General features: G+C 52.7%; 20 protein-coding genes and 1 tRNA gene. 3 read left to right on the top strand and 18 right to left on the bottom strand.

What is annotated here, in order from left to right:
• Positions 1–11: 11 nt before the first annotated feature.
• The gene (locus IE099_RS13580) at positions 12–545 is read left to right on the top strand and encodes an RDD family protein (RefSeq protein ID WP_189570749.1); all 534 of its coding nucleotides are present in this window, start codon (positions 12–14) and stop codon (positions 543–545) included.
• On the opposite strand, the gene IE099_RS13575 is transcribed toward IE099_RS13580, so the two are convergent.
• A complete protein-coding gene (locus IE099_RS13575) occupies positions 542–1,753 on the bottom strand; it encodes a DNA methyltransferase (protein WP_189570747.1) in 1,212 nt (403 codons plus the stop codon). The genes IE099_RS13580 and IE099_RS13575 overlap by 4 nt on opposite strands.
• Positions 1,750–3,387 carry a hypothetical protein gene (locus IE099_RS13570; RefSeq protein WP_189570745.1) on the bottom strand — a complete coding sequence of 546 codons (1,638 nt, stop codon included), beginning with the start codon at positions 3,385–3,387 and terminating at the stop codon, positions 1,750–1,752. The genes IE099_RS13575 and IE099_RS13570 overlap by 4 nt, the downstream gene beginning before the upstream one ends.
• Positions 3,388–3,521: 134 nt before the next feature.
• Between IE099_RS13570 and IE099_RS13565 the strand changes: the two genes are divergently transcribed.
• Together IE099_RS13565 and radC are read left to right on the top strand one after the other, a co-directional pair.
• Positions 3,522–3,597: transfer RNA gene (locus IE099_RS13565), tRNA-Phe, on the top strand.
• A 25-nt stretch (positions 3,598–3,622) separates the two neighbouring features.
• Entirely contained in the window at positions 3,623–4,324 is a 702-nt protein-coding gene (gene radC / locus IE099_RS13560; RefSeq protein ID WP_189570743.1) for a RadC family protein, read from the top strand.
• 75 nt (positions 4,325–4,399) lie between these two features.
• Here radC and IE099_RS13555 read toward each other — a convergent pair whose 3' ends face one another.
• The 16 genes from IE099_RS13555 to IE099_RS13475 are packed head-to-tail and all read right to left on the bottom strand — an operon-like array spanning position 4,400 to position 21,183.
• Positions 4,400–5,188 carry a cytochrome c oxidase subunit II gene (locus tag IE099_RS13555; RefSeq protein WP_189570741.1) on the bottom strand — a complete coding sequence of 263 codons (789 nt, stop codon included), beginning with the start codon at positions 5,186–5,188 and terminating at the stop codon, positions 4,400–4,402.
• 3 nt (positions 5,189–5,191) lie between these two features.
• Positions 5,192–5,401: a hypothetical protein gene (locus tag IE099_RS13550; protein WP_189570740.1), complete on the bottom strand. Its 210-nt coding sequence runs from the start codon at positions 5,399–5,401 to the stop codon at positions 5,192–5,194.
• A gap of 4 nt (positions 5,402–5,405) precedes the next feature.
• On the bottom strand, positions 5,406–5,609 hold the full coding sequence (locus IE099_RS13545; RefSeq protein ID WP_189570738.1) for a hypothetical protein: 204 nt from the start codon (positions 5,607–5,609) through the stop codon (positions 5,406–5,408).
• A gap of 12 nt (positions 5,610–5,621) precedes the next feature.
• On the bottom strand, positions 5,622–6,005 hold the full coding sequence (locus IE099_RS13540; RefSeq protein ID WP_189570736.1) for a cytochrome C oxidase subunit IV family protein: 384 nt from the start codon (positions 6,003–6,005) through the stop codon (positions 5,622–5,624).
• A 6-nt stretch (positions 6,006–6,011) separates the two neighbouring features.
• Complete coding sequence (locus IE099_RS20830) at positions 6,012–7,781, bottom strand: cytochrome c oxidase subunit 3 (protein ID WP_229809520.1); 1,770 nt, start codon at positions 7,779–7,781, stop codon at positions 6,012–6,014.
• A gap of 21 nt (positions 7,782–7,802) precedes the next feature.
• Positions 7,803–9,707: a cytochrome c oxidase subunit I gene (locus IE099_RS13525; RefSeq protein WP_189570734.1), complete on the bottom strand. Its 1,905-nt coding sequence runs from the start codon at positions 9,705–9,707 to the stop codon at positions 7,803–7,805.
• Between the two features lie 25 nt (positions 9,708–9,732).
• Positions 9,733–10,515, bottom strand: coding sequence for a c-type cytochrome (locus IE099_RS13520; protein WP_189570732.1), 783 nt, complete (start codon positions 10,513–10,515; stop codon positions 9,733–9,735).
• Positions 10,516–10,532: 17 nt separating this feature from the next.
• Positions 10,533–11,165, bottom strand: coding sequence for a cbb3-type cytochrome c oxidase subunit II (locus IE099_RS13515; RefSeq protein ID WP_189570730.1), 633 nt, complete (start codon positions 11,163–11,165; stop codon positions 10,533–10,535).
• The gene (locus IE099_RS13510) at positions 11,166–12,659 is read right to left on the bottom strand and encodes a cbb3-type cytochrome c oxidase subunit I (RefSeq protein ID WP_189570727.1); all 1,494 of its coding nucleotides are present in this window, start codon (positions 12,657–12,659) and stop codon (positions 11,166–11,168) included.
• A gap of 3 nt (positions 12,660–12,662) precedes the next feature.
• Positions 12,663–13,109: a hypothetical protein gene (locus IE099_RS13505; RefSeq protein ID WP_189570725.1), complete on the bottom strand. Its 447-nt coding sequence runs from the start codon at positions 13,107–13,109 to the stop codon at positions 12,663–12,665.
• Positions 13,110–14,450 (bottom strand): hypothetical protein, encoded by a 1,341-nt coding sequence (locus tag IE099_RS13500; protein ID WP_189570723.1) that lies wholly within the window; start codon positions 14,448–14,450, stop codon positions 13,110–13,112.
• Positions 14,450–15,115: a c-type cytochrome gene (locus IE099_RS13495; protein WP_189570721.1), complete on the bottom strand. Its 666-nt coding sequence runs from the start codon at positions 15,113–15,115 to the stop codon at positions 14,450–14,452. Before IE099_RS13495 ends, IE099_RS13500 begins: the two co-directional genes overlap by 1 nt.
• 9 nt (positions 15,116–15,124) lie before the next feature.
• Positions 15,125–15,679, bottom strand: coding sequence for a DUF3341 domain-containing protein (locus IE099_RS13490; protein ID WP_189570719.1), 555 nt, complete (start codon positions 15,677–15,679; stop codon positions 15,125–15,127).
• Positions 15,679–17,169, bottom strand: coding sequence for an NrfD/PsrC family molybdoenzyme membrane anchor subunit (gene nrfD, locus IE099_RS13485; RefSeq protein WP_189570717.1), 1,491 nt, complete (start codon positions 17,167–17,169; stop codon positions 15,679–15,681). Before nrfD ends, IE099_RS13490 begins: the two co-directional genes overlap by 1 nt.
• 6 nt (positions 17,170–17,175) lie before the next feature.
• On the bottom strand, positions 17,176–20,514 hold the full coding sequence (locus IE099_RS13480) for a TAT-variant-translocated molybdopterin oxidoreductase (protein ID WP_189570715.1): 3,339 nt from the start codon (positions 20,512–20,514) through the stop codon (positions 17,176–17,178).
• A gap of 18 nt (positions 20,515–20,532) precedes the next feature.
• Positions 20,533–21,183, bottom strand: a complete 651-nt coding sequence (locus IE099_RS13475) for a cytochrome c3 family protein (protein ID WP_229809519.1) — start codon at positions 21,181–21,183, stop codon at positions 20,533–20,535.
• Between the last annotated feature and the right edge of the window lie 45 nt (positions 21,184–21,228).

Below are 21,228 nucleotides of genomic sequence, written 5' to 3'. Positions count from 1 at the left end.
AGCGATTGCCCATGAATTCGTCGGGAAGCCATCCAACCAGCATTCCCAACCCCGTCTATCCGCGAGCCAGCGGAGAGAAGCGCTTACTCAACTTCTTCATCGATTTCACAGTCTGCTCCGCATTGACTCTTGGACTGGAAGTGGGAGCCCACCTCTTCGCCAGCTCTTTCAATGCCATTTGGAGTGGCGCTTTCCTTGCCACTTGGAGCCCTCTCGCCTTAGTGCTGATAGCCTTTACCTACTACTTCGTCATGGAACTACTAGCCCGGCGCACTTTGGGAAAGATTCTCACCAACACACTCGTGGAAAGCATTGAGGGAACCAAACCAAGCCTGGCTCAAATCAACATCCGGACTCTCGCCCGGTTCATCCCTTTCGAACTCTTCACTTTTCTCGGACCGACCGGAGAAGGCCTTCATGACGCCCTATCCAACACCCGCGTCGTCGACACGTCCAAGCCTGCCGTCTTTTTCAAATCCAAAGAATACTCTTCGCCGAAAATCAATCCCGCCGAAGGCAAGCCCATCCCGATTCGCGAAGGCTAAGGTTTGGAAAAAACCACGATCCGATTGGTGTTGGTTCCTTTGCCAAGATTTTCGACCCCCCAACAATTGGCCGTTTTGGTGAACTCTTGCTCATTGACGAGGACGAGCTCGGGGTGCAGTCCCGCGTTCAACCCGGCCGGCACCACTAATTCCTCCAACAAGATCGCCCCTTTGCGCACCTCTCCAACCTCAAAGGCAATGAAGCCCCCCGGCTTTAAAACCCTCGCCAACTCCGTCAGAACTTCGCTCATTGCTTCCTGCCACGCACTTGGCTTACTCAATTTCAAAATCGGAACCTGTGCCGCGTCAAAACCATTGAACCAGCACCGCAGCCAGTTGTCCCCGTTGTAGTCCACCACATCCAGAAAAGGCGGCGAGGTCACCACAAGGTCCACGCTGGAATCAGGCAAGGTGGGAGTCGCAGCAGCCGAAGCGGTGATCAGCTGGGCGTTCCGACCTCTCCTCCACAGCGCGTCATCCCCACGGTCAAGCTTCTTGAGTAAAGCCTTACTCTTCTTGAGAATAATCGCGGGGACATCCCGGACCGGAGGTGACTGTTGGCGCTTCTCATTAATCCGCCTCTGAGCCGCCAGCGAAGTCGCTTGGTTTGGAGGGAGCGTATAAACCGAAAAGAATCCCGATGAATGACCAGTCAAACGGTTTGTGGCGACCATCCGGATCCAGCGATCAACTGCATCTAATAACAACCCTTTGCCACCCAAATAATCCTGCAAATCCCTCAGCTGGGCCAAGGTCTTGGGATGAAAAAAGACGTTGAGCTCTTCCTTTGTTCGCAGGGCATTCCCTTGGAAAGGGATTTGCTGGAGGCGGGCTTCTACCTCTTCCAATAGAGGCGGTTCCAAACGAGGGCCACACAGGATCGGGGCCAAAGGATTGATGTCACATCCCGCAACCTCACGGTCTAGCAATGCGGCTTCTAACAAGGTCGTGCCTCGCCCCATGAAGGGATCGTAAACAAGGTCTCCAATTTGGGTGAGACGTTCGATGAAAAAGCGGGGCAACTGGGGCTTGAAACAGGCCCGATACGAAACCTCGTGCAAGGAATGGGCGGCCCGCTGCTTTGACGTCCAGAACTCGTTCACAAAGTATGGCACCCTTACCCCCGAGAACTCGCGGGTCAGCTGGCGAGTCTTAGCTCCAAATTCTTTGAAGTCCTCCAACTCTTGCGCCAAAGAACCTGCGTTCATTCTGTCACTGCGGAATGCGCCTTTCGCAAAGAATCCACCGCAGCCTTTCTGGCCTCTAGAGAGATTGCGACTTCGTTCTGATGATACGAGGAAAAGTCGCCTTCCGAAAGAGCCTGATTCTCGGCTCCCCGCATCACGGTCTCGTAGAAAGAACGGAATCGTCGATTCAGATCACGCTCACTGATCTTCATTTTCGAGCCAGCCATATCCTTTTCCACCTTCATCACCTGCATCACGACATTGAGGTCCTTGTTGTCCTCGAAGATGGTTCGAACGGTAGCTCCTCCCCCGACTCGCACATCGAGATTCAATCCCTCGGGGCTGGGCTCCAAGGCACCCATCGCCGCAATCAATTTTGTTACCTGATCAAATCGCTGGAGAGATTCCGTTGCCGTCAGAAATTGTCCAAGCGGAATCTTTTTCCAAGTCAAAGGGACATCCAAACGAGCAACATATTGGATCACCCGCGAGTGACGAGCATCCTCTCTCCAAATATCTTTCCGCGGCGCCGCATCTTGCGTCACCAGCCCAATCACTTCCTCCTCGGCCGTTACCAAAGGTCCTCCCACCGACTCCTTGAGAGCACCCGAGACATCGTAGCGACCATCCCGTGGTCCTCTGAGTCGCGCGTCATCCTTGGAAGCTCCATTGGCTCCGGCTTGCAGCCCAAAAGCCGCAACTAAAGTCTTGGAACCCAGCCCGTCACCGGAAGGACGAAGCTCAAGAAGATTTTCCACCGGATCCGTCACCGCCAATCGCACTATGTTAGTCCCCTCGGCAACCTCCAGCTCACCAAAGCTCTTCCACTCTTTGCCGCTCAAGTCCGTGATTTTGAGGTCACCGTTGGAATCTAACAAATGCCCACTCGTATAGAGATAAGTAGTGATTCCGTCCTGTGCAAAAAAGCCGCTGCCCTGCGCTGAACTCCCGTTTATGGAAACAATCGCCTTCTCGACTTTACCACCCAGCGACTTGAGAGCCTCTTCCTGCTGCTCGCGCTCCTGCCGTCGCTGTTGGTAGCTAGAGACCTTCTTCTCCGGCTCACCCTCTACAGCCTCGACTTCCTCGGGAGGATTTAAGAAGGCCGCCAATTCCCGGGCTCGTTCTTCAACCTCTTGTTCACTACGCAAAAAAAAACGCTCTTTCCATTCGTTCGGAGCCGTAGCGCTATCCAACGTGGCAAACCCATCGGCGTGTCGAACTTTCACCGCAGTCTCACTCACCGAGCTGATGACCACCGAACTCAACGTTCGTCCTCCAACCTCCAAGGTCGCAAACTCTTCCCCTTCTCCAGCCTTGCGAACTTTCGCCTCATACTTCTTCTGATAGGCCTCGAACTCTTCTCGCAATTTGCGCATCTCCTCTTCGGTCTCCTCCTTCACTTTCTGGAGCTCCTTCAATTCCTTGGCCTTCTCATCCGCGCTCTTGGCCTTTTCTTCAACCGCCTTGAATTCCTCCATCTTGGCGTCGAAGTCATCGAGCTCGAGATATACTTTCTCCAGCTCCTCCTTCAGAGAATCATGCTCATCCTGAAGGTAATCATAATCTTCCTGACTCGGACCACTGTCTTCCTCCAAACAGCTCGAAAGACTCAAGCTGGCGGCAATCGTTAAGGGAAAAATTGCATTCTTCATACCGTTAGTTCTAGCCCCACATTGAAGTGGTCCAAGGTCAAAGTCCGCGTCTGACTAAAAAAGTGTGCATTTCGAATCACTTTCCTCTTGTCAAGATACACACTTCCAGCCTAAATCCCCGCCCCCCACTTGAAGGCCCGTTAGCTCAGTTGGTAGAGCAGAGGATTGAAAATCCTTGTGTCCCTGGTTCGATTCCGGGACGGGCCACCACTTCTTTCCTCTCTCCCCTTTCCCCATGAAAAACGGCAAGTTGATTAACGACCTGCCCGATGGAGAAAAGCCTCGCGAGAAAATGATTCGTCTCGGTACCGGGTCGCTCGGGGACGACGAACTCATCGCAATTTTTCTGCGCACCGGAGTACCCGGTGAAAATGCAATTGCGATTGGAAGACGCCTTTTGGACAATCATGGCGGCCTCCCCGGGCTAGCTCGCACCGAGATTCAAATTTTGGCCAAAGAACATGGACTCGGACCAGCCAAGGCCTGCCAGCTCGCAGCCGCATTTGAACTCGGGAATCGCCTGGCTCGTCGCAAACTGGATTTGGTGGAGCTCACGAGCCCGGAAAAAATCTATCACTTCATGGCACCCCAGATGCAGTCCTTACGCACCGAATCACTTCGGGTCATCGTACTGGACTCACGTCTTCGCTGCCTGACCGTCCAGGAAGTTTCCCACGGAAGTAGCAATCAAACGGTCGCTCTGATTCGTGATGTCCTTCGGCCCGTTCTTCTCAACCAGTCTAACAACTTTGCGGTCGTGCACAACCACCCTTCCGGTGATTCCAGCCCAAGCCGGGCTGACGACCGCTTTACAAAATCATTGGCTGAAGGCGCCGAACTTCTCGATCTCACTCTAACAGATCATGTCATTGTGGGGCGACCATCCTCCAACTCCCAGCCCTACTACTCCTACGCGGAAAGCGGAAAACTCCTTTAGCTAACCCCCGCTCCAAAAGAAAAAGAGCTCCTGAGAGGAGCCCTTTCGAAATCTGCTAAACTTTTGTCGGTCGCTCTAGTTGACTGCAACCTCAGTCGTACCCTCGGTCTTGGAGTTCCGCTTGAGGGAAGCAGCAGACTGCTCCGCAGCCCAAGTGTCGAAAGACCCCTGCTTCACAACCTCCATCAGCCCGCGCATGTTTCCATGCTGGTCGCCACAAAGCTGGGCGCAAACAACATAGGTTTCGAGAGTTTCCGTAGGAGTAAACCACATCGGAATATCCTGCCCGGGAATAGCGTCTTGCTGAACACGCATTGGAACGATCGCGTAGTTGTGAATCACATCTGTAGCAGTCACCATCACGATTGTTGGCTTATTGACAGGAACCTTCAGTGTGGAAGCGGTGAAGTCGTCCCAACCATTCGGATCGTCCGGGTCAATGCAAGGGTCCCCCACATTGGAGGCCAAATGACGGTCAATACGACCAAACTTACCATCCTCACCAGGATAATGATAATTCCAAGCAAACTGATATCCAATCGCACGAACTCGAACTGGATCTTGCTTTTGAATGTCTTCGAACTTGTCAGTCCGCTCGCGCCAGAGAGGAAATGCAAAGCCAAGCAGCAGCACCGCTTCAATAATCACCACTCCTACCTCGAGGTGCGTGGAAACGTGATTCTTCACGCCGGTGTAATCAGCCTTCGGATTACGGCGGGCGTTGAAACGCCAACAGCAGTAAAGGAAGAAGATTGTCCAGCCAATGAATAGGATCAGCATGAACCAATGGACGACCGCGATCATGTGATCGACACCGCCACCGTGTTCGGAAAAGTTTTCGGTTACTCCGAGAAGTTCGTTCATAATTTAGTGAGAGCTTTGAGGGTTGAAATCGTCCTTGTAGCGCGGATCAAGGTTGTCCTGCTCGCGACGGGCCATCCGAACCATGATAAAACCGACCATAGCCAGAACCGCGACGATCACCACGAGAAGAAAAAGAATCGCGAGGCCAGCCGCGTTGCCGCCGGCTGCATGAAACGCTTTTGCGCAAGTAGTGCAGGCAAGGGTGAGATTCATAAAATTAGAGAATGAGATTTTTAGCCTTCTTATAAAAACGGAAGCCGTAATATGGAAGAAGAACGCTGGCAACCGCCATGACCACTCCCATTGCCGTCACTCCCCACCCACTACCACGCGGAGCAAATCCAAAACACCATACCGAAAGCCCCAAACAAAGAAGGGTAGCGAAAGTGATGAAGACGAGATGAAAACCGCGGAGTGACATGGCAGATGAAGGTTAGTCTTGAGGTGCTTTCTCCGGATCGTAGAACCCGGATTTGTTGGCTTCGGTGGTTCCTTTTCCGTAGCGAATCGGATCAGAGAACGCCCATGCGGTAAGGACCATAAGAAAAACGCCTAGAACAATCCCCATAATGAAGAGTTGGTAGACCAGCTTTTTTTCATGATTCAAGTGCATGAAGATTAGCATCACCAGCGACGCCTTGATGGAGGCAATGATGAGACCAATGACCGCATCGACGTGGTCAAATCCCCGTCCACCAAAGTCGAGTATCTCGACAGTAGCTACTGCAACAGTAACAACGGTGAAAAAGAAGAGAGTAAGCCCAATAAATAGATAGAGCTTTTTAGCTTTTTGGATTTCAGCAACAGAGTCAGCCATGGTGAATTACATCAAGTAAAGAATTGGGAAAAGGAAGATCCAGACGAGGTCAACGAAGTGCCAGAACAGCCCCCCCACCTCAACGCGATTCGCGAGGCGCTCGGGATTGTTGAGATACATCTTCTTGCCACAGAAGAGGAAGTGACCCAGGACGAGAGCCCCACCAATCACGTGGAGACCGTGTAGGCCGGTAATTAGGAAATAGATCGCATAGTAGTTGTTCCAGCGAGGAGTAAATTTGGACTCCAAGTTAGTCTCCTCCCGAGGAACGACAATCTCCGGGAAGTGCTTCGCGTAATCTTTCTTGTGATTGGGACCAGCAAAACCGCTAAACACGCCCATCACTTCCTTGCCTTCACCCATATTAACCAGTTCCTGCCAGCCCATGCGATAGCGCTCTGTATCTGTCGGGAACTGCTTGGGTTTGCCATTCTTGTCGAAGCCATGCTTCTCGAGCTCTTTGGCCAACTTGTCGATATGAGATTTGTGCTCTGCCCAAAGCTCTTTGACCTCAGGGTTGTTTTTAATGAGCCAAGTGTTCTGAATCGCAACTTCGGGGTCGATTCCCTTCTCAACTGCCCGCTGAGCAACGAAGCGGAAATCAATGGCGTCGGCAGCCATCTCAATCTGGCTGTGCTTGGCATCAAGTTCCCCCTCTAGCAAGGTTCCATCTCTTAGCGAAGAAGACTCTGCACCTTCACGAACTTCGCGAGGTTTAAGGACGAAGGTTGCAGAAGCGGCAGTCTTCTCAGTCCCTTCTTCAGCAGCATCCATAATCTCGAACCGGACCGAGGACGGGGCACTCACCAAGAACTTGTTGAACTCCTCATCGAGGACCAAATCCCCTTTGATTTTGTAACTTGGCGCACCCTTTTGATCTTTAGGAAGACTTCCCCGAAGTTGAGCCCATGCCTTACGATTCTGCTTGGTCTTGATGGCAGCGTTGTGTGCCTTGGCATCCAAATGAACCGCTCGGAGCTTCTTCAGCATTCCCAACGAGAGCAGGTCCCCTTTGCTCGCAAGCAACTTTTCATCCACTTCGTGAGTGCTCCGGCCGTATAAGTCCCCTGTGAGAACAATACTCTTGCCCTGATCCTGGGCTTGCTTCATCAAGTCGCGAATCACAGGGTCGTAGAATTTTTCCAAATCTACGGTGACGCTATCGGCTTTGAAGACAACGCGATTGAATTCAAACGGTTCGCTTTGGGTTAGCCCCTCGTCAGAATGGTGACCCTCTTCGCCATGGGAATCTCCCTCTGCAGCAACAAGAATCATTCCGTTCGCTTCATCTCCGATTGCGGCATGTCCCTTTTCCCCATGTTCCCCTTCGGGATGGTAATGGTGGATGTGACCGGTGTTATCAATCGTCGCCTTGTGAGTGTGTCCTTCGATAACGACGAAGTCCTTCATGCGGACTGCTTGGTGACTCCACTTCGCTTTATACTCAATCCCTTTCAAAACCATGAAGAGACCCGCACAAAGCAAAGTAATGATCATGAACACCTGAAACTGGCGCCATTTACGCATCTTAAGCGCAGCCCAAGCAAAAACGATGGTCACTGAGGAACCAATCAAAATGAAGGTGTTGATCAATCCCGGTACGACGGGAAGAGCACGCTCCGGCCAAGGGAAGTCCGCGTAGACACGCAGGAAAACGTAACCAGAAAACAATCCACCGAAGAGCATGACCTCGGAAGCGAGAAAGAGCCAGATTCCGACCTTGGCATTGTAAAGGCCGGTATCCTTGCGAGCAGTAACGGTATAGGGAATATCCATGATATCAGGAAAATCAGCTGTTTAGGCCACAGTGGCGTCAGACTCCTTTTCGACGGGAGCCGGAGATGGCTCGGATTGAGAGGGCTCATGCCATTGTGGCATATAGTCTTCCTCACTGTCCGGACGAGAATACTCATAAGGACCACGATAGACTGAAGGCTCAAAGGTGAAGTTGCCGTGTCCAGGAGGGGTTGGAGTCGCCCATTCAAGGGTGGTAGCGTTCCAAGGATTGTCGTTCTCAACCTTCTTGCCGCGACGCCATGCAAAGAAAACGTTGATGATGAACGGAAGCTGGGCAAGGGCCAACCAGAAAGCAGCATTGGACATCAAGATATTCAGCGGGAGATACTGCTCAACGGTATTACCAAAGACGTTAGCACTTTCGCTGGCCTGTGCGAGGTAGGCATCTCCCCCATTATACCAACGACGGTGGAAACCAGCCATGCCCTGAATCAGCATCGGGAAGAACAAGAGGTTGATGAAGATCAATGACGGCCAAAAATGAAGGTGCCCCAAAAGGTTGTTCATATACCGCCCTGTAACCTTCGGATACCAGTGATACACGCCGGCAAAGAGACCGAAGAGAATTCCGGGAGCCACCACGTAGTGGAAGTGCCCGATCACATAGTAGGTGTCATGGAGGTGAAGGCCAACCAAGTTGAAAGCCAGAGGCAATCCAGTCAGACCTCCAATTCCAAACATCGGAATGAAAGCTGTCGCCCAAAGCATCGGGACCGTGAAACGGATCGAGCCACCCCACATCGAGATGATCAGGGAGGTCAGGAGAATCACCGAGGGAATCGAAATCAGAACGGTGGTGGTCTGGAAGAATGTCGAGATGACAGGTCCCATTCCGGTGAGATACATGTGGTGAGCCCAAACGATGAAGCTGAGGAAACCGAGAATCAAAACCGACCAAACCATGGGTCGATATCCCCAAAGAGGCTTGCGGGTATTGCAGGGAATAATCTCAGCGACACATGCGATGGCAGGCAAGAGAAGAACGTATACTTCGGGGTGGCCAAGGAACCAGAACAGGTGCTGGTAAAGGAGAGGACTACCACTACCCGCAACTTCGAGCGCTCCATTCCCAGTCACCAAACCGGAAGGCATGAAAAAAGAGGAACCGAACACCCGGTCGCTCAACTGCATCAATGCAGCGGCTTCGAGGGGTGGGAAGGCCAAGAGAAGAAGAAAACCGGTGACCAACATGGCCCAGACAAAGAACGGCAAACGCATCCATGTGAGACCCTTCGCGCGAAGGTTGATAATTGTGGTGATGAAGTTCACCGAGCCGAGAAGCGAAGACGAAATCAGGAATACCATCGCCAGGAGCCACCAAGTCTGCCCGGTCATCCACTGATTCGGCGCTCCGGACTGTTGGATGCCCGCGAGAGGAGAGTAGTTTGTCCAACCCGATTGAGCTGCCCCGGTATTAAGGAAGAAACTCGCCAGCATGAGCAAGCCCCCTACGAAGTAGAGCCAGAAGCTCATCATGTTCAGCTTTGGAAAAGCCATGTCGATGGCTCCAATCTGGAGTGGGGTTACGTAGTTGCCGAAGGCGGCAAATCCCAGAGGCACCACTCCAAGGAATACCATGATAGTTCCATGCATGGCTCCAAACATATTGTAGGTCTCCCCCTTCACCATGCCGTCTTGTAACCAACGCGCTTTCCAATCCTCACTGAAGAAAAACGACATCCACTCGGGAAGCGGTTCGTGTGGATAGGCAATCGACCACCGCATTACCATCATCAGGCAAAAACCAATGAGTAGGAAAATCAGTGAGACCAATCCATACTGAATGCCGATGGTTTTGTGGTCCGTCGAGAAGAAATACTTCTGCAGGAAATTGGGGTGGTGGTCATCGTGGTGATGATCATCATGACCGTGGTCGTGGTCGGCGGTTGGTGCTGCTGCGCTCATCGTGGGGAATCTAAGTAAAATTCAGTTAATTTCCACCAGCATTTCCAACTGGTTGGTAGGTTTCGAAATCAATAATAGTGGTGGGGTCCATTGCTTCTCCGGAAAGGAGATTCATGTGTCCGCCCTGAAGTTCGGCGGCCGTTACGGTCTTGCCTGGTCCACGGGCTTCGTAGGCATCAACAGCCTTTTGAGCCATCTCGACAGTGACAACATCTCCAACATCGTTGAGCCCATTTCGCAAGTAGGTCATCAAAGGTGCCAAGTCCTTTGCGGAGATCGGCCCTTGGGCGGGCATCACGCTATTCCAAGTCTTTCCAGCCACCTCAATTGGGCCACTCAATCCATTCAGAATAATCATTCCCAAGGCCTCAGTATTCTCACCTGTCACCCATTCAGAACCAGCCAAAGGCGGGTAATTGGCTCCGTCTCCCTTTCCGTCAGCTCCGTGACAACCGGCACATTTGCCATACGTCTTGGCTCCCTGCTTGACGAAGAACGGGAGAACCTCGCCTTCGGTGATTTCTTCCGGACCCCCGGAAGTGTCCTCAGTCCACTCATTGGCCCACATGGAATCCTGACCGTAGTTGAAAAGCGCTCCCCCTTTGCCCAAGACGGCTCCCCCAACGAGAAGGGAGATACCCGCACAAAGAAATAACCAGAGTGGAACGGGTTCCATCCCGTTTTCATGAAGACGGCGCTCGCGGATAGTAGCCGCAGTGGCTCCTTCGAAAACAGCGTGGGTCTCAGCCACGTTCATTTCCTCGTCGAGGTCGGGCCGCAGCCGCGCATTGGGGTCTTGTTCAGACATGATTCAATAAAAAACGCTTAGGGTTTACGGGGATTGAGAGAGGAAGGGATGACGTTGTCCTTCCGCATGGACATCAGATAGGCGGCGAGAGCCTTCGCGTCTGATTTGGGCTTCGCAGCACTACCGTCAAAGAGAAAAGAGACCGAAGGACAAACCGAGTTGTAGTCGTAGTCGCGGGGATTGTAGAGGTGTTCCAAGAACCACTGCTCCGCACCAATCCCCTTCTCTGCTCCGCGCCGAGCGGCACGAATAGCAACGTTGCTCAAGTCCGGTCCCACCCGTGTCTGACCAACATAGGCAAACTTCTCACCCTCGAAGTCGTAAGGATTGGTCTCCCGGCGGGAATCGGCGATTCCCTCTGCCGCATTGGCAGGAACACCAGCCCAATCCTTGCGATACATATCAGTGCCGGCATAACTGGGGCGAATCACCTGGGTGTGGCAAAGAGCACAACCATTCGAGGCGTAAATCGAGGCACCGTCCGTTCTCCCGCTGCGAGTAAACTCATAGACTCCATCGAAGCCGTCGGCAGCTTCCACGAAGCGTGCCGGCTCGAGATGAGCCATTTGAGTATACGGAATCGCGACTGCGAGAACCCAGGGAAGACCGAAGGCCGCTGTGAGGCCGAGTAAAAAAGTTTTGAAGTTCATTTATGCCTTGGCTGCTTGAAGTTCGTCGATATCTCCCTCTGGACCGTGGGGAGAACTAGCGTGATGTCCACTATCGAGCAAAGTCGGATGAGTGCTGCGACGTCCGAGACGTGCCCACATAAGAAGGAGGTGTGAAAGGAAGATTGTGTTTGCGAAAGCAATGAAGAGCCATGCGAGAGTCGTGCCGACCGCGTAGGCTCGCCCAAAGCTGGCCGCATCAGCCCACGGGGCGTTCGAATCATTTTGAGCCTGCCCTTGGAAAAGACCTCCCATGATGGAGAAAAGAACAACCGCTGCCACCCCGTAGAGAGAAAGGAAAAAGTGGCTGGTGATGAAGCGCTTGGACAACCACTCACGCCGGGTCACCCGAGGAACAACAAAGTAGATGAGGCCAAAGGCACACATGCTGAAGAATCCGTAGATTGCCAGGATATCCATTCCATATCCAGTCAAGCTAAACTGGGTCATCGCCAAGGTGCCGCTGGTATTGAGGAAAAGACCGAGAACTCCAAGAATCAGCATGCCAGCCATTCCGCCCATCGTGAACCGGAGAGAAGGGCTATTGCGAGAAGCGCTGGTCTCATCCTGTAGAATAGTGCGAAGAATATTGACCGCTACTGCCAAAGCAGGAATGAGGAAAAGAATAGTGGCGGCGGCCCCGATGTAAGGAAGGAAGCGCGGGATAGGAGCTCCTGCGAGTTTCTGGAAGCCGGCCCAAGGTGCGATTGCCATCAGCGACCAGAAACCAAACATTGCCAAGTGATAGCTGTGAACGGGACGCCCGGTCACCTTGGGAGCCAGGTAGTAAGCTGCCGAAATCGCTACCGGAGCAAGGAAAAGGAAAACCAATCCTGCACGATACCACTCAGAAACGGCGGCTTTCATGAGGGGGTGACCATCCAGAACAAATACGAAAACGTGCGAGCTAAAGAATACCCAGGGAAACGCAATGATTGCAGCGAGAAGATACCATTGGGAAACAAAGATATGTCCTCCTTCGCGAACCTGAAACTGAATCGCAGACCAAATGGCGATCAAGATGTAGCTAATCAATAGGACCGGCCAAACAGCGGTCGGGAAAGCCATCCAAGTGACTCCGGTGCTCCCACCAAGAAGAATACCGAACAGGCCGAAAGTGATGGCGAGATTCCAAACGTGCCCTGCAACCAAAATCAGGATACTATTTTTACTCTCTTTTCGGCAAAGCCGGGCCATTAACCAAATAATGGCGCCGAAAGCTGCCTGACAAGCCCATCCATAAATCAGGATGTTCTGGTGAGCGAGAGAGAGACGACCGGTGGTCGCCCAAGCAGCATCACCAAGAAAATCAGGTGAATGACTTTTAAAGGATGAAGCAAAACCGAGCAGCACCGCGACCAGCAGCCAGAGCGCTCCACTCGTGAAGAAAAACATCACGGGATGGCGCAGCGAGCGGTCGATATCGGCACGCAACTTGGCGTCCTTGGGATCGGAATTCTGGACAGTGGCAGACATGACTTATTGGTCGGAAGAATCAGCAGGTTCAGGCGCAGCTTCGGATTCGGCTGGCGCGGCGGTTTCAGTTGCAGCAGGAGCGTCTGAGGCATCCTCCTGTTCGGCGGGGGCTTCCTCGGCGACGAGAGCAGGGTCACGGAAGCGATCCTCTTTCACGGCCTGGGGCTTGATCGAAGCCAACTGGGCCCCGACCTTTCCAAAGATTTCAGCCGGAGGGGCTTGAATCTTGTCTCCATTCTCAACCATCGCCAGGTTCTTGGCTTGCTCCTCCTCAACCAGCTCGCGAATTGCAAGTCGGCGGGTCGCACCGGCCTCATCGGCGGCAGTGACTTCAGGAGTATTGGTCAAAGGAGCCAGAATCAGGGCGATGATGCCAAAGAGCAGGAAGGCTCCCAGCACGACCCAAAAGGCTGTAAAACGCTTTAATGGAGTATCGTTCGTAGCGGACATTTAGTTGTGAACGTTGGCAGATTCAAGAATGCGGGGATCGCGGTGCGGATAGAGCGAAACCGAAGTGAGATTACGAAGAAGGAAGAAGACGAAGCCACATCCAACGATGATGAAGGCAATAATGTCTCCAATCCAAGCACCGGGCATCCAGAGCTTCGGATCGTGGTTCACGATGTTGCCCACGGAAGGTCCACGCTCAGGAATAATCATGTGGTAGACATCCAGGAAGTGCATCCCCAAGAGATAGACCGCCATGATGAGCATGAAGATGTTCTTCTTCTTCACGTCGGAACGAAGGAGGAGAAGGAAAGGAGCACCGAAGTGGCCAAAGACCAACACGTAACTCAGGATGTTCCAGTTCTCAGTGTTCCGTAGAATGAAGTAACGAGTCTCCTCAGTAACGTTGGCATACCAGTAAAGGAAGAACTGGGAGAAAGAAATATAAGCCCAGAAGATCGTGAAGGCGAACATGAGCTTACCCATCAAATGGTCATGCTCGGGGCCAACCACTTTCTTCAGATAGCCAGCTTTGCGCAGAAGGATACTAACAATGACGATGACTGCCATCGAGTTCAAGGCGCTTCCAGCGAAGACGTAAACTCCCCACATGGTGGAAAACCAAGTGTAATCGAGGCCCATCACCCAGTCGACAGCGATGAAAGTTAAGGTCACCGCAAAGACCGCGATCCCCCATGAAGACATGGCACGAGCCTTGAAGAGACGGGTTGTGCCCGGTGAGGTGCACGTGTCTTGGTCGACGGAGAGCTTGCGCAGCTTCCAAATGACGAAGCTCAGACCGAGGAAAAAGACGAGAAACCGACCATGCCAGAACTCAAGGTTCATATACCATGCCTTGTTCGCCAGCAGACCGTCGTGTTGGTGACCACGCTCGTTGAGAATATCCTTAATCGGTGCAGACTTGTCACTCGCCTCGGAAATAGCGTCACGATGCTCAGTCATCCATTCGAAGAGGTAGGCCTGAACGCTTGGGAAGAGCAAAGGAATCGCAAACACAAAGATGAATGGGAAAACGAATCCAACATTCTCCATCAAACGACGAATAGAGGTCCCCCATCCGGAGTTCGAAACATTGTGAAGAAGAGTCCAAAAGCAACCACCAAGAGCGATGGTGAAAAAGTAGAAGACGGCAAAGAGCCAAGAGAATGAATAGTTGCCCTTCAGCTCGCTCGCCTTCTCGGGGTTGCCCCAGAGAAAAATCGCACTGGTAATCAGTCCCAATAGAGCGATAGCCCCAGTGAAGAACATCACTATTTGAACCTTGCTCTTCGGCAGTTGCTCGCCGTTAACCGGAATATCCGCGGATGTTACTCTATGTCCCATTACTGTCCCTCCCCTTTCTGAGCCAAATCTTCTTTAGAAACTTCGCGAGCCTCTTGCATCGCACGCACATAGGCAATAATCGCCCAGCGGTCTTCCACGGGAATATTCATCCCATAGGCACCCATCTGGCCTTTGCCGTGGGTAATGACTTCAAACATTTTTCCATCCGGATAATTGGCAGGGTCGAAACCTGCTTCGCCGGTCTCGTGCAAGTTACGCACTCCGGCTAGCCCCAGTTTGGACACTGTGCCTTGCCCGTCTCCAGAAGCCCCGTGGCAAATCGCGCAGAAGATTCCGTAACGATCCTCACCACGAGCAAGAAATGCTTCAGCTGCTTCGGGAGTGAGTTCCAACTCGGTTGGCATCCCAGTGCCGTAATAACCTTCGGTGATGCCAGTGTAGAAGTAGCCGGTGCGTCCCGCACCGAAATCCACTGAAAACTCGCCATTGTCCCCGGAATTAGGAACGGTGCCAGGTGCAGGAAGGCGGGAGCCTTTGCCATCGGCGAAGAAATCGCTGGGCTGCTGACCCTTAACCTTATCCTGCTCATCCATATCAGGAAAAAGACGGAATGGAGGACGCTCGAACTTGGAGCCGGGGATTCCGAAGATTCCCAGGATGGCCAAGGCGACGAACGCATAGACTATGAAGAAATATTTGAGCATGACTTGTGCTTAGTTTTCGTCTTCGACCAGTTCGATATTGGCTCCGCCAATCTCAGCGAGGAGAGACTTGGTTCCCTCAGCTGAAAACTTGGGGTCGCGGGCTTCGATGGAAATGAAGAATCCATCGTCGGTCACACGGGCAAACTGCTTACTGGCGAACAAAGGGTGATTGAGACGTGGCAACTGCATCAGTCCCAGAAGTCCAAAAAGCGTGGTGAATCCTGAAAAGAGAACGGTCAACTCGAACATAATCGGGAAGAAAGCCGGAACTGTGAAAAAGTTGGCAGGCTTGCCCTGCACCACGGTGGGATAGATTTCCACTTGGGTGACATAGGCGAGGGTCAAAGCAGTGAGGAAACCAGTTAGTCCTCCAAAAAAGACAAAATAGGGCAAAATTGACCGCTTGATCCCCATCGCGGCATCGAGGCCATGAATCGGATAAGAAGAGTGACAATCCCACTTCTCGAAGCCCGCATCGCGAACCTTTTCTGCTGCCTTGTAGAGTTTCGAGGCGCTCTCGAACTCAGCCAGGTAACCGTAAACTCGTTTTACCGTAGTGCTCATCAGACTGTTGCTTCCCCTTTCTCGATTTCGTGTTGATAGGCAGGAATGACTTCGGTGCCCTCGTCAATGTGCTCTTCCTTATCCTCGAAGTGCGGGTCGCTTTCTTCCTTGGTCCACTTCACCTCGGCAATATTGATGCAAGGCAGGAAGCGCAGGAAGAGAAGGAAGAGAGTCAGGAACATTCCAATCGTTCCCACGAACAACATGATATCCTGGCCACTTGGATTGTAGGTTTTCCAATCACCGGGAAGCCACATGCGGGAGAGAGTTGTAACGATAATCACGTAACGCTCGAACCACATTCCGACGTTCACACACATACAAACGGCCATTACCACCCAGAGGTTCTCACGGCACTTCTTCCACCAGAAGACCTGGGGAGAAATGACGTTACAAGCCATCATAGTGAAGTAAGCGATGTTATGAGGCCCCGCGATACGGAGCTTGAAGGCTTCCATCTCATACTTGGCCGCCCCGTAGAAGGCCATGAAGAGTTCCATCAGGTAAGCGTATCCGACGATGGAACCGGTCAGGAGAATGATCTTCGCCATGTTATCCACGTGCTTCATCGTGATGAGGTCGTTCAGACCATAGATGTAGCGCGCTGGAATCATGATAGTTAGAACCATCGCGAACCCGCCGAAAATCGCACCCGCTACAAAGTAAGGAGGGAAAATCGTGGTGTGCCAACCGGGGACTACAGAAGTCGCGAAGTCAAAGGATACAACCGAGTGAACGGAGAGAACGAGTGGTGTTGAAAGAGCTGCCAGAAGGAGGTAAGCCATTTCATAGTGTGACCAGTGACGATTCGAGCCACGCCAACCCAAACTGAAGATTCCATAGAGAAGCTTACGAACCTTGCCCGTTGCGCGGTCCCGAATGGTTGCCAAGTCGGGAACCATGCCGAGATACCAGAAAATCAAGGAAATCGTGAAGTAAGTGGAGACAGCAAAAACGTCCCACAGGAGAGGAGATTTGAAGTTCTGCCAAATCGCGTTGGGGTTCGGAACTGGCGCCAGATACCACGCCATCCAGACCCGACCCACGTGGAAGGCCGGGAAGATACCAGCGCAACACACTGCGAAAATGGTCATCGCTTCTGCCGCCCGGTTGATGGACGTTCGCCAGTTCTGGCGGGTGAGGAAAAGAATTGCCGAAATCAAGGTTCCGGCGTGACCGATACCAATCCAGAAAACGAAGTTTACAATGGGCCATCCCCACATGGAACGGTTGGTATTCCCCCAAACCCCGACCCCGGTCGAAACCAGGTGAAAGAGTCCCCCACCCACACCGATAGCGGCGATGAGTGCGCAGGGAATGAAGAGCATCCACCACAGCAATGGCTGGGGGTTCTCCACCACTCCGCAGATTCGCTCCGTGATCCAATTATAGGACCGCTTGTTGAGGATCAACTTCTCACGTTCGAGAACAGGCAACTTAGGCCCCTCTCTTTTCGCTGAAGTCTCTTTACTGACTGTTGCTTCCGCCATGCCCTATTAGTGAATGTTAATGGTGGCCCGTCCCACGCTCTTCGCGTCGGGCATCGTAGGATTAGGATTCTTCACCCGCGCCAGGTAACTGGTCCGTGGCAGGGTGCCGATATAGTTCAAAAGGTCGTAGTTGCGTGCTGATTCCTTGGCGCGAACCATGGCGGACTTGTTGCCGTCCAGCTTGTTCCCAAAGGTAATCGCTCCGGCGGGACAAGCGTCCTGACAGGCGGTCTTCACGGAATCGACTTTGATGCGCAAATCTTCTGCTGAAACTTTCACCTCAGTCGAAGCCATCCCGAGAGATTTCTTGCGGGTGATTTGCTTCTTCTTGATTTTCGCATTTTCAAGACGCTGCACGCAGTAGGTGCACTTCTCCATCACCCCCCGCATCCGGACGGACACGTTCGGGTTCCGCTGCAGGTGACGGGAATCGCCAACCTGCTTCTCACCCCATGGACCTTTATAAAGATTCTTCTCAACCAACGGATTACGCTTGTTGTAATCGAAGAAATTGAAGCGGCGCGCCTTGTAAGGACAATTGTTCGCGCAGTAACGAGTGCCGATACAGCGGTTGTAAGCCATCACATTGAGCCCCTCTTCGTTGTGAACAGTTGCATTCACCGGGCACACTGTTTCGCAAGGAGCCAGTTCGCACTGCACACAAGCAACCGGCTGAGGAATCATTTCCGGATTGTCCTCGTTACCGTCAGGCGCGGCGGCATAGTAGCGGTCCATCCGAATCCAGTGCATCTCGCGGCCTTTGGCCACCTGCTCTTTACCAACAACCGGAATATTGTTCTCGGACTGACAAGCAACCAGACAGGCGTTGCAACCCATGCAAGTATTCAGGTCGATGGCCATTGCCCACTGGTGGCGGTCATCGGAAATGAGAGGCTTACCCTCGGTGTCGTTTGGTTTGTAAATCGACTTATTGGGCGGCATGTGGGAATCCATTCCCTGCTTGCTCACCTTCTTGACCTGGTCCTTGAAGGGAACCTCGTGTCCATGGCTTTCGACTGGAGCAGTCGAAATCTCACGGGCAAGCGCACGTCCATACATGGCGTGGTGCTCTTGAGTGAGCGAAACATTGTAGCGACCGGTATTCGTCCCAACCTTCGCTCCTCCTTGAACGAACGAGCCATCGCTTGTGCGAAGAGGATAGACATTGAAACCCGTGTTCAACCCCACGAATCCAACTGTGGGCTTGGAGCTATCGAACTTGATGGCGGCAGAGCGTCCATCATCAGCAGCTTGGCCATATCCAACCGGAAGAACGATGGTGTTTTCGGCAAGACCGAAGGAAACAAGAACTGGAATCTTGAGAGTTTTCTCACCCAGAGTGACATCGATCATGTAGGCCCGGGCCTTTTCCCCTTCTCCAATTTCTGGTCGAGGAGCATTTTTAACGTCGATACCAGCAACGTTATTGATTGGCTCAAGCTCAATCAGTTCCTTCGAAATGCCCAAAGAATCGGCAGTTTTGGGAGAAATATACGCCACATTGTCCCAAGTCAGCTTGGAAATGGGGTCTGGAGCCTCTTGCAACCAGGAGTTGTCAATGTATCGGCCATCCCAGACTGAAGCATCGGCCGCGAAAATCACGTCCAACGAGTCTTTGGTAGGCGCAGGAGCTTCCAGAGAAGCGCCGGGCTTGGGCGCAACCTGAGGAAGAGCCACTTCAGGATAAGAGGCTTCAATGAAACCAAACTGCAAGGCCTTCGACCAAGCGGAAACGTCCTTACCCGCTGCCATCTCGAAAGTCTTGCGAACCTCGTCGTAGCCAGCAGAAGGTGTCTGCTCGTCACCCAGCTTCAACTCTCCCCCATTGAGGAAGGCGCTCAAAAGGTCCAACTCTCCGATTCCATCATAGAGAGGAAGAATGAGCGGCTGCAAAAGCGCGTGGGTTCCTTTGGCAGTCTTGGCATCTCCCCAGCTCTCCAGATAATGAGCAGCCGGCACGTGCCAAGTTGCGGCATAAGCAGTTGCATCGGTGCGAAGTCCCCAATGAATGGAGGTCTTGGCCTTCCCGAGGAGTTCCTTGAAATTGAAGTCAGCCGGAGCGTCGTAGACGGGATTGGATGGAGTTAGAAGAACGAGGTTCTCAATCGCGCCCGATTCCAAATCCGCGGCCAACTCAGTGAGACCAGCAAGTCCCTTGTTGCCGGTTTGAACCAGAGAGGCTGGCTTATCCCCTCCCACATTGCCCAACTTGGCATTCATTGCGGCAACCAACTCGTGCAACTCTTTGGAGTGGCGATTGCCCGCGAGGATAACTGACTTGCCAGCGTGAGCTTTGAGGTCATTTGCGCACTCCTCAACCCACTTGGCGTCATCTCCTTCGAGCTTGGTATTCGCACCAGACACCTCGAGCGCGGTTGCAATCGCAGCGGCCACCTTGATGATCTGACTCGGTGCAGTCCGCAAACGGTGGTCAGCGACTCCTCCAGTGAGAGAGTAAGCTGCCTCGACCTGATAAAGACGGTTCATCTTCTTTGGGTCGAGGTCATGACCATAAAGCTTGCCTCCGTCGTGGGAGCCGCCTTGGCGACGGTCAAAGAAGGGCTTCACTGGTCCGACTTGGTCCAAGGAAGTGAAATCGCAGTCAAAGGAAAGAATGCGGTCCGCCTTAGCGAAATCGACCACCATCTTAACCCCGTCACCCAGAACCTCTTCAGAGGCATGGCTTTCCAGAGTCTCGTAACGGTAAGCCTTGGCTCCAGGGAACTTTTTCTTGAGCTCTCCAATCAGACGCGTTCTGGTCGGACTGTCGTCTTCTCCGAAAACGAACCCAACTTTGCCCGCTTGAGCACTGAAATCTTTGAGGGCCGCATCAAGCTCGGCTCGAGTCGCCTTCTTACCCTGACGAAGAACTTCTTTTGAACGAAATGGATCGTAGAGATTGAGAATTGAAGCCTGTGTGAAAGCATCGGTCCCGCTCGATTCAGGATGATCCGTGTTCGGCTCCACCTTCGTGGGACGTCCTTCGTAGGACGTCACCAATAGTGGCACCGCACCGGTTGGACGAGGCATCGCGGTGGCATAGAAAAGGGCCTTACCGGGAATAATCCACTCTGGCGCATTGGAATAAGGAACGATGTAGGTTTCTGGACGCCGACAAGATGCCAGTCCCAACCCCGCAAGGGCCGAAGAAGCCCCCATCAACTTGACAAAATTACGACGGGAAAGCTCCTGCTCCTCCTTCGTCAACTCCCCTCCCTCGGGAAACTCACGCTCCAGCCAATCCTGAAACAAAGGGTTGCCTTCCAACTCGCCCGGGCTACGCCAAACCTGCGTTGCAGATTCGCCAGCAGGCACTTCGGGATGATTCCAAACACGTTTACTCATCTCAGACGAAATTTCTATTTATCGGTGACAGGTGGCACAGCTCTCCTTGGGCTTGACGTTCCAGTGAGCTTTCAGGAATGCCCCGAATTCAGTCTGGGTTTCAATTGCATTACCTTCCGCATCCTTGATGGGATTGGCCTTCAAATATTCCTCAACATCGTAATCGAGGTTGGTGACCTCCTCAATCGGACGAAGATGCTCCTCGGGATTCCGGTGACAATCGAGACACCATCCCATCGTGAGCGATTCCTCGTGATGAACCACCTTCATGTTATTCACGTCACCGTGACAACTCTGACAGGACACCCCACGATTCACGTGCGCCGAGTGATTAAAGTAAACATAGTCAGGAGCCTTGTGAACCCGAACCCACTCAAGAGGCACAGGCGTCATCTCAGCACCAGTCGCCTGATCGATTCCCATTGCCGCATAAAGTGGAGACAACTTGGGATTATCCGACTGCACCTTGTTTGGACCATGACAGTTCCAACAGACATTTGCCGACGGCACGTTGGCCTGAGAACCGTGCTCCACGAAGCTGTGACAGTAGCGACAATCCATCCCCAATTGATTCACGTGAATCTCGTGACTGTAAGGGATTGGTTGGGTGGGTTGGTATCCGACCCGCTGTGACTGAGGCCCTGAGTAGACCGCAAACACGAACGTCACTCCAAATCCGATAGCCCCAAGGCAAATCGCAAGTTTGAGTGGTGT

This window comes from Roseibacillus persicicus (genome assembly GCF_014651675.1).
GTDB classification, from domain to species: Bacteria; Verrucomicrobiota; Verrucomicrobiia; order Verrucomicrobiales; family Akkermansiaceae; genus Roseibacillus; species Roseibacillus persicicus.
The sequence above is the reverse complement of the archived record's forward strand: the minus strand, read 5'-3'. Positions and strand labels throughout refer to the sequence as shown.